9 protein-coding genes and 2 pseudogenes are annotated in these 9,326 nt (G+C 42.5%); 2 read left to right on the forward strand and 9 right to left on the reverse strand.

Annotated elements, in window-relative coordinates; translation table 11 throughout:
• Position 1 precedes the first annotated feature (1 nt).
• The 4 genes from brxC to FTV29_RS13980 are packed head-to-tail and all read right to left on the reverse strand — an operon-like array spanning position 2 to position 5,804.
• On the reverse strand, positions 2-3,682 hold the full coding sequence (gene brxC / locus FTV29_RS13965) for a BREX system P-loop protein BrxC (RefSeq protein WP_159138903.1): 3,681 nt from the start codon (positions 3,680-3,682) through the stop codon (positions 2-4).
• Between the two features lie 41 nt (positions 3,683-3,723).
• Positions 3,724-4,299: a DUF1788 domain-containing protein gene (locus tag FTV29_RS13970; RefSeq protein WP_005403808.1), complete on the reverse strand. Its 576-nt coding sequence runs from the start codon at positions 4,297-4,299 to the stop codon at positions 3,724-3,726.
• 16 nt (positions 4,300-4,315) lie between these two features.
• A complete protein-coding gene (locus FTV29_RS13975; RefSeq protein WP_004758931.1) occupies positions 4,316-4,927 on the reverse strand; it encodes a DUF1819 family protein in 612 nt (203 codons plus the stop codon).
• 10 nt (positions 4,928-4,937) lie between these two features.
• A complete protein-coding gene (locus FTV29_RS13980) occupies positions 4,938-5,804 on the reverse strand; it encodes a YafY family protein (RefSeq protein WP_159138904.1) in 867 nt (288 codons plus the stop codon).
• A gap of 225 nt (positions 5,805-6,029) precedes the next feature.
• Here FTV29_RS13980 and FTV29_RS13985 point away from each other — a divergent pair, with 225 nt between their 5' ends.
• Entirely contained in the window at positions 6,030-6,359 is a 330-nt protein-coding gene (locus FTV29_RS13985; protein WP_000506883.1) for a DUF4236 domain-containing protein, read from the forward strand.
• 106 nt (positions 6,360-6,465) lie between these two features.
• Here the strand turns inward: FTV29_RS13985 and FTV29_RS13990 are convergent, their stop codons facing one another.
• From FTV29_RS13990 to FTV29_RS14005, 4 genes and pseudogenes are all read right to left on the reverse strand, one after another.
• On the reverse strand, positions 6,466-7,113 hold the full coding sequence (locus FTV29_RS13990; RefSeq protein WP_000464611.1) for a Fic family protein: 648 nt from the start codon (positions 7,111-7,113) through the stop codon (positions 6,466-6,468).
• A 2-nt stretch (positions 7,114-7,115) separates the two neighbouring features.
• A complete protein-coding gene (locus tag FTV29_RS13995; RefSeq protein WP_000755725.1) occupies positions 7,116-7,301 on the reverse strand; it encodes a hypothetical protein in 186 nt (61 codons plus the stop codon).
• A gap of 520 nt (positions 7,302-7,821) precedes the next feature.
• A pseudogene (locus FTV29_RS14000) lies at positions 7,822-8,019 on the reverse strand (HNH endonuclease signature motif containing protein); the annotation flags it as partial.
• Between the two features lie 56 nt (positions 8,020-8,075).
• Positions 8,076-8,300: pseudogene (locus FTV29_RS14005) on the reverse strand (ISNCY family transposase); the annotation flags it as partial.
• A gap of 83 nt (positions 8,301-8,383) precedes the next feature.
• On the opposite strand from FTV29_RS14005, the gene FTV29_RS14010 reads away from it, so the two are divergent.
• Entirely contained in the window at positions 8,384-8,560 is a 177-nt protein-coding gene (locus FTV29_RS14010; protein WP_159139020.1) for a hypothetical protein, read from the forward strand.
• Between the two features lie 287 nt (positions 8,561-8,847).
• On the opposite strand, the gene FTV29_RS14015 is transcribed toward FTV29_RS14010, so the two are convergent.
• Entirely contained in the window at positions 8,848-9,042 is a 195-nt protein-coding gene (locus FTV29_RS14015; protein ID WP_159139019.1) for a hypothetical protein, read from the reverse strand.
• Between the last annotated feature and the right edge of the window lie 284 nt (positions 9,043-9,326).

Genomic DNA, 9,326 nt, shown 5'->3' on the forward strand with positions numbered 1-9,326 from the left:
GTTAGCGGATACGCACACGCTTTTTATCACTCACGATTTTTTTCAGTTCAGCTTTGAGTGCGTCTACAAACTGATCCACTGACTCTTCTGTTTCCAGATAGACACTACTTGAGCTTTTGCTGTAAATGCTGGCAACATCAACTTCTACCACTGGTTTCGGTGGCACTACCGCGATCGCAGGCTTTACAGGACTCGCAGCAGGTGTTGATGTAACTGGGCTGGCGGTGGTTGCAGTGTTGGTTACACGCTCTGCTTTGCTCTGAGCCAGTTGTGCCGCTTTGGCCTGACGCTGGATTTCCGCCTGAACTTCGCTTTCCAACTCATACAAGCCTTCATCAAAACGCTCCACGGCGGTTTGGGTTTGCAGCATATAGATGGTGGACAGGCTAGTTTCCACTTCAATATCCGTTTTGAGCAATTGCAGCGGACGCAGTAGCTTGTTACTCAGCTCAGCGGTGGCAATACCACTGTTTTTAATCTCGGCTTCCAGCTGCTTGATCTTGTCATCAATGTGTTCTATCGCCTGATTGCGCTTCTCAGTCAGCAATTGCTCATTGACGCTTTCCACTGTGCGAACCAAATCAGCCACTTTATTTAACAGGCCATAGGGCGATTCAAGAGTGGCAATACGGTGTAATTCAGACAGGGCTTTTTTTGCCACCTCATCACTGCCCAGCGCCTGTTTGTTTTTCTCAAAATGACGTAAGGCCTGTTGCAGTTGCTGCCAGCTCGGCATCTGGTTAGTGAAGAACTCATGAATATCACGATAATCTTCTTCCAGATCAAGATAGTCGTCCTTGTTCTCAACCACGGCCTTAAAGAAATCGAAGCTGTCGCTATTAGCCAGCAAGCGCTCCAAAGTCAGAATCGACTTTTCAATCACTTTCTTGCCCGGGAACTGTCCGACATCAGTTTTACTCTTATACGACTTAAAGTTGGCTAACCAAGTCTTAAAATGCTGCAAATAGAATTCAAACAGCTCTTTTTCTGTCGCTGGTCCCATGGCCGAGAATAGGTCTTGGGTGAGTTGGCGTGCCTGTTTCAACACCTGATCATCAGTCTGGCGCTTTTTAATAATGGAAACATCACGGCGACGGCGGCTGTTCTGTAAAGGCTCAAAGGCATCTTTTAGCTGTAAGCTGCCACCATTTAACTGCAGTGAAATCCGCCCCATTGCCGCCAGCTGACCTACCAGCAATAAAATCTCGGCATCTGGCCAGCCATAAGGGCGTTTGACAAAACGATCTATCACATCTGAGACCAGAATACGTTCGCTACCGGTGGCCCGTAGTGCAATGTACTGCTCCACTTCCTGTAGGGCTTTGGGATTGCTCTGTCCGCCATCCAGAGACAATCCGAGTTGCGCCATATCATCCACAGTCAAGACGGCGTTCAGTTCACGCCAGGCATCCTGCTGATAGACTTGCAGATAGCTCAGTTTGGTATAGGTGTTTTCCAGCAAATAACGACAAGCCTCATCCAGCTTGGTGGTTGGACTTGAAGATGAAAGTTGTAGATGTTGACCCAAGGCATAACTTTCCGCGTCCAGCAACATTTCTTCGACCCGGGCACGCAGGCGTTTTTTACGCTCCTGATTCTCACGGCCACGGTCTGCCAGAATACGGGTGATATCGGACTGAGTGCCATCATCATTTAAACGGATGAATTTATTGGTTTTCAGCCAGGTGCGCAGTTCATTAAAGAACTGTTTATCGTCTGCCAGTTTAAACAGCACTTGTCCTTCAGCCTGAGTACTTTTACCAATACAGTAAGCTTCAGTGTAGAGGTTATATTCCGTATCCAGTGGAGAAATGATTTCAACTTTCAAATCGCTCTCATACTTGCCATCCAGGCTATGGCTATCTAGGAAACGACCAATCTGATAGTCCATCTTGTTGGCTTGATGGCGGTATTTGTTCTGATCGCGCAGTAAATCTTTAAAGATCAGATTGGCTAACTCTTTATTTTCTTCTGAAGCTGCTAAGTCAGTGGCTTTAATTTTTCGGGTAATATCACGTTCTTCATTGGTCAGGAACAGGAACTCATCGCCATTCCTCGTAATCAGGCTCTCTTTTTCCAGACGCTGCAGGCTCTCTTCAATCCGCTTGCGCAATGCCAGCTTATCTTCATCAATTTTCTCAATCGACAAAGTCACCAGGTTATCCAATGTGCCTTTGATGATATCGACATAGCGGATCATGAACAGGGTACGCAGCATCTGCACATCAAAACCATCCAGGGTCTTGTTCTGCCCTGCCTGGTCGATGGTACGCTTCACTGCTGTATCCAGGAAGCCTTCCACTGAAGTATAGAAGCGATGGAAAGGAACCAGTGCCCCGACTTCATCTGTGGCAATCGCATTCGCGGCCATCTGGAACGCATCCAGCATAGATCGCTCACCATAGGCCAGGTGTGCACCAGTCGCACCGACTTTACGGATTTCTTCAAAAACTTTTTGCACCAGCTGGAAATGGTACGGCGCAAAAGGATAGTTATGAATAAAACTGTCTGGCCCCTCATAGTTCTTGAGGGTTGGGCCTGAACGGTCAAAGGTAATCTGATTTTTTAAGATATCGCCCTTTTGCTCAAACACCGATCTGAGCAATGCTTCTGCTTCTGGGGTTTTGCGTAATAAACGTTTCTGGATGACTTCATCGGTATTGGAACTGGACAGTGATAAACGGGTTTTAAAACGTCCAGCAATCTTGGAGAAGTCATTGGCTTTGGAAGAAGACAGCTCGCCTAAAACAGCATCGATGTCTGCCTGTGAGGTGACGATAATCCAAGCGCGGCCTTTACAGATCGTACCTAGGTTTTCAGTAATGGTTTGCAGTGTCAGCATCAAGCGGGTATCGCTGCCAATAAACTGCCCCACTTCATCGACCAAGAACAACATGCGTTGCTGGGGTCCTTTGCTATCTAAGTATTCTTTCACCCACTGACAGAAGTTTTCAACCGAAACACTAAAGGTCTGCTCAGAATCCTCAAACCATTTATGCGCAGCTTCTGCTGATAAGTTGAGGGCTTGGGAAATCGCGGTTTCGACATCATCCTGATAGAACTGATAGCCATCACGTTCTTCCAACCATGACATGCCGCTAGATTCTTCAAAAGCCTGTTTAAAGCGCTCATACACCCCTTTCTGGCTCAGGTGACGTTCCATATGGGCAATATGTGGATGGTCAGCACTAAAACCCTGATATTCGTTAAACACGCGTAAAAACACATTCAGGATCGGATTGCCATCATCGTTGGAGCTGGCTTTACTGTCGATGTTAAACAGGATGACATCGGCATGATGGCTGACCGCCTTGCCAATATCGGCACGGATAAATGCATCGCGGATTTTAGTTTCATCAAAGAATTCTGCGGCACTGCGTTCGTTACCTTCCGCGTCACGTGCCACTTTATTGGCCAGAATATACGACAAGGTTTTCAGGAAATGTGATTTACCTGAGCCAAAGAAGCCTGAAATCCACACGCCGACACGATTGGCAATCGAAGGATCGCTCAGGTCTGTGCCATAAGACTGGAAAAAGTCCCGAAAATGCTTTTCCAGCTCATTGGTGACCACATACTCATCCAGCTCCTGGTAAACCGTGGCATTATCATCCTGATCTGCCTTCACCACCCCGTTAATTGCACGATCTAATGGCTTGTAAAAAAGTTCTTTAATATTCATCTCAATCCATTCCCCCGAATTTTTATGGCTATTTGTCGTGCTTATGGCACTAATCTGAAGGCTCTGTAGTAATTATTGCTTGGAATTTTTCCAAATAAACTCATGGCCTGACCGTCGTAATAGCCCGGATAAAACAATACGACTGGTTTATGCCCCAGCAAGGAATGCAAACTGTTCAATAAGTGATGGGCACGTAACAGTGGCCAAACCGACCCCACCCCGGTCATCAACACAATATCTTGCGCATTGGTGGCATATTTGCTCACCAGATACGGCGCAAACTTATCCATATGCAGTGGACCTTTCAGAGCCTTGAGCAGTGCCTCATCGCCTTTGGCTTTTTGCATTTGGATCGCTTTATCAATGAAATTGCGCTCAGCCAGGTAATCCACCACTGCTTGTAGCAGATTAATATTCACCACCTTCAGCTGACTGTGTTTTTTCTCCAGCATCCCTTCGAGAAAATGCAGATATTCGCGGACTTTCAGCTCATCTTCAGGTGCATAATCAAAAATCCAGAAGCCAATTTCATTGCCCAGTCCTTGCCCGGTGAGAAACTCGGTGGAAAGAATTCGCTCTGGAATCTGGTTCAGACGCTCATGTATTGTTTGACTCATTGCTGCCCCTCTACAACTACCGCGTCCATAGCGACACTTCCATAGATCTTTTAATGCGTTGTTTATAATGTTCTTCCAACAGGCTACGCAGCTCTGCTCTGACGATCACGCGCTGTAACTCCAGCTTACGGGTACTTTTTAAGTAACCGGCTTCTGCCAGCATGCGAAACACCACCTGCCCCATTTTTTTCTTGCTGGACTCTTTCCATTCGCAGATATCCGGATCGCGTTGTGAGCGCTCATCCAGAAAGTCTGACCAGATATAACTGTCCAAGTATTGCGCCTGGGAGATATAGGCATCCCTCATCACCGTTTCCATAAACTCAAGCAGCAACAGGTTGCGTTCCAGTGCACCACAAAAAGCCACCTGGGTCGCCAGCTCATCATCCCCATCACGTAGTGCTTTCCAGAAATCAGGCTCTAAGCGCTCAAGACGCTTACGAATGGCAGTGGCGTTACGTTGGGCTGAAGCAGGCGTTCTTTTTTGCAGAATATTGTCAATCTGAATGGCCTGATGCCATTGTTCTGGAGTCGCTTCTCGTAATAACAGATCAGCGATCAGCCGGCTTTCACGCACCATCAGGGAACCACCAATCAGGTCACTGTCATAATGAAATTGTTCTAACATGGCCAATCTCCTATGAGGCCTGATCAAACAGGTAAGACGACAGCTTTTCGATATCTGAGCGTTGTAGTACCAAGGGATATTTCAAGGCATCATCCGCCTCAGCCAGCGTGATCGCGGCCTGATATCGCTGCAAAGTATAGTGAGCCAGGGCTTTTTTCACCGGAATCTGTAATCTGCCATCAGGCATGCCGAAGTCTTTTTCGACCAGCGCTTGTTGTGATGAGTTCAATTTTGGATTAGGGATCAGCGTCAGTACAATTTCTTCATGCCATTGCTGATCCTGAGCAGGGTCTACTGACTCAATCGCCACCACAACAGGTGTGCGATCAATTCTGGAGAGTAAAAAGTCCTTAAACTGCTTGCTCTGATGGCAATAGGCACGGACATGCCAGCGAAAACCGGTATACACCAGGGTGTGTGGGGAAATGATGCGTTCATGCCACTGCGGATTCTGCATCGAGGCATAAATCATTTTTAAAGTGTTTTGGTTTCGGCAGGCACGCAAAACTTCCCGAATCACTTCAGGACGTACACTGCGATCAGGTAATTGAACTGCTGCAAGATTCGGTTCTGGTGTCGCAATCAGGGTATGCGATTCACTAACCAAACCTGACAGCATATTAAGATATTCATTGATGTGCGCTGTAGTCAGTACAGGCTGGAAGCTGGCCTTAGGCACATAACCCTTGACGGAGGGGTCATGAATCAAGGCATCTGGGTTATACAGCGTATTGTAACGCTTGATATCCGCAGAAGCCTGCTGTCGACTGAGCCCAAACCAGCTCATTAAACGATTGGTAACCAAACGACCTTCCCAGTAAGCAAGCAGCTCGATCGCTCGCATTCGTAGCAGGACTTCATGCTTATCTGTCGTCATATACCAATCAGTCAATAAATAGCAGCTTTAAGATTACCCTACAGCAAATATACAGTAAACATTTTTGACGGTATTTAAAGGTAGTATTGCAATCACCAGATAAAAAATATACGGATGTCTCTATGGGGACAGCCGACTAGCGAGGTAGATGAGGATCTGAGATTCTCTGAATTTACCTCTATCAACTGAAATACACAGCGAACTGGTTTTGCAAATGGGGGAAATATGGGCTTTAGATTTCGCAAGAGCATTAAAATCTTACCGGGTTTAAAAATTAATCTGACGCCTAAGGGCATCAGCAGTGCGAGCATTGGCAAACCCGGTGCTTCTTTAAATATTGGTAAAAAAGGCACCCGAACCAGCGTGGGCATTCCCGGAACAGGACTTTCTTATTCCAAGCATCATCCTCATACAAACAGGCCGAATACTCCACAGAACGCCTCTGAGCAACCACCGCCATTGAATAACCCAGGTATGCAGACATCCAGATCAACTGTCTGGCTCTGGATCGCTTTTGGGGTGTTGTGTTTTATTGTTGGAGCAATCGTTTTTTAGAGGCTTTACAATGATGTTTGATTTTTATCATGGAATCATTTGAAGTGTCAGCAGTAGGCCTGAAGAAACACCAAAATTGATGCTGAGTACGATATTGGTTAGGTGTTCAACTTACTTCTAATCTTTGAATATTAAGTTTAATCATTTTTTCAGTGAGCTTAAAGTTACCTTCTTTCCATCCTGCGATCACTGCTTGATTCATAGCATCTGAACTCACAGTGGTCCAATCGATCGTATAACCTAACTTAAATAGTATCTGGCCTAGCATGAAACGTTGTGAGCGACCATTACCTTCTCTAAATGGATGAATATAATTTAAAACAACAAAAAATCTGGCTAAAAAACTACAGACCAAATCTATATTTTCTTTATTATTAATCAAATGGTTAAAGTTATTATTGAGGCATGAAAACAGCAGATCTGATAAAGGAGCTATGCTATTGTAACGGAGAAAGATACATTCACCTTTATAGGTATTCACGCGTCTTAATTGGCCAGCCCATGGGTAGACATCCATAAATAATTGATGATGTATATTTTGTAGGTGCTGTAAATCAAAATTGCCTAGAAAAACAGAGATATTTTCCTGTAACCTTGTATTTTGTAAGGCACTTAGCGCTTTCTCTGCCTCATTCAGGTCTTTGGTATTAGAAATACCAAGATTGTTGATCAAAACACCATTTTCATCACAGAATGGATCATCATAAAAATCTTCTTCCGTCAGATAATAATGTAGTGCATCATCAAAAAACATTTTTATCGTACACGGTACATTTCAACGAGTGTATTTCTGGCTTGTTCAAATGTCTTAGAACCCGTCACATAGTCATTAATTGCTTGTAAGCCTTTATTATCTACAACCAAATTATCTACGGCAAATGAAGCTTTTACGATTTTAAAGGCTTCAGTACGGCTATTTCTCATACCAATAACTTTTTTCATAAAATTCTCGCTTCAAATGGATCATGCAGACTCTAAGGATATAACATTTTCATTGAGAAAAAAGAAGTTCCTATGAAGTTTTCACAATTATCTTAATAATTTGCCTTGAATATAAAAATCCAAATTCTGTCTTTTTGATTATTTTCTATGTCATGTTATGTCATTGCTGCTACGACTTATTTGTCATATAAATTGAGTGAAAAGTAAAAGGAATTAATATGTTAACTAGAGTGGAACTCATTTTTGTTGTGCTGATGGTCTCAGCCTTAATCCTAATTGCTTATGAAATGCTAAAAGGTTTATTTTAGAGCATCTATACAATTTTTGATCAAAAAAAAGCCCACAGAGGGAATCTATGGGCGAAACTAAGGACCTTGACGGTCATTCAGAAACTACTGCTAGTTTCTGGTTGTGATTCTGGACTGAATTAAAAATAACCACATTGGCTGAATGTATCAAAAGTTAAATCATGTGATTAATCATTGATACATCTGCAAAAATGAGCTCATCGCTCTGTTGATTAATACAGTAATTCACCAAACAAATCCGCTCTAATCTCTTCCAGACTCAGATCTGATTTCATTCTATTACAGATGGGATGAACCAGCAGACCATTCTCTAGAACACCTTGCCCACCTACGGCTTTGGCAATCCGATGATCCGATTCAGTAGAATCGAGATAGATTAATCCATCACAAATGGGGCAAAAGTTATGATTACTGTTATTCACCAATTAAAATGTCTATGCGATAAACCATTTAAAATGTCCTGTTTTTAACTACAAGAGTCAAGCACAGGATTTAACTTTCTTTGTTCAATATCGGCTTTCTGAGCTTTACGGCTTGGCATACTTTTCTTGGCCCGGGAGCGTTTATTCTGTTTCTCCAACTCTTCATGCTGTTGCTGGATATGCGCCAGAACTGAACCTAATCTTTTATTATCAACGACTTCATTCTGCTGTAGCCCAGCCAATTTATTGAAGATGCTGTATAGGCATTTACTCATCGATACTGGTTCTGTTAAGATTGGGTTTATAAGAATTAAAATGTTCAAAAAATCTAATAAAATTAATGGATATATTTATGAATAAACGGACTGCTTTAGAAATTACCCAAAAGTTACGATCTATTTATGCTCATCAAGTCAGAGTGGCAGAGCTATTCTTAAAAATAGGCGAAGTCTCTAATCTTACCCCTCTAATCCTCACAGGAAATAAAACCGTTTTTTCTTTTAAAGAAACGGGGGAAATCTCTCACTAAAATTAAAAAGGAAATTTCTTCTGTGAAAAGTACTTCGCAAGCAGACGAAGTATTGGCAGATATTATTTCTGAGCTGGTATAGTCCCGACAGTAAATAATGAAAAAAGCTGAATTTCCTAATAGGAAATTCAGCTTTTTTTTTACTTTCTAGTGAGACTAATTCTCACTATTACTTCTGTTTTTTAAGCTGCTTTTTGAGCTTATTTAACTTGTTTTTGTGTTTTGAAATCTTTTCAAGACGTGCTTTGATCTTCTGTTTCAAGATTTTAACTTGCTTCGACATGATGTCACTCCTTGGTATGAATATCCGCTGACTGATTTTTTTTCATAAAACTACTGATAAATTTTCTTAATTCTCTAGCGGCACTGGTGTCCATAGCTTCACACAATTGAATGAACTCATCACGTTGAGTGCTGTTAATGCGAATTAAGAGTTGCCCATCTTTTTTGTTGGCCTTTATTTTTTTGGGTTGATCAGTCATAAGATATTTATTCCCAAAGGCACTAAAACAATAAAATGTATATACACTATATATACATTATGAAAACTAAGCAACTATTTAATTTATTGTTTTTTATTAATAATATTGTTATTCCTGATCGGATGGAAAACCGGACATTTCTATTTAGGGTTTATAACTTAGGACTTACGCATTGACGGATTCAAAAAAGTATTAAAATACTTTATAAAGTATCTGTGATCAGACGAATTAAACATGCTTCTACAGCAACTTGTACATTACCCATTTATATGGGCTTTCTCATG

Origin of the sequence: Acinetobacter sp. YH12254, from assembly GCF_013417415.1 — a bacterium.
Lineage (GTDB): Bacteria > Pseudomonadota > Gammaproteobacteria > Pseudomonadales > Moraxellaceae > Acinetobacter > Acinetobacter pseudolwoffii.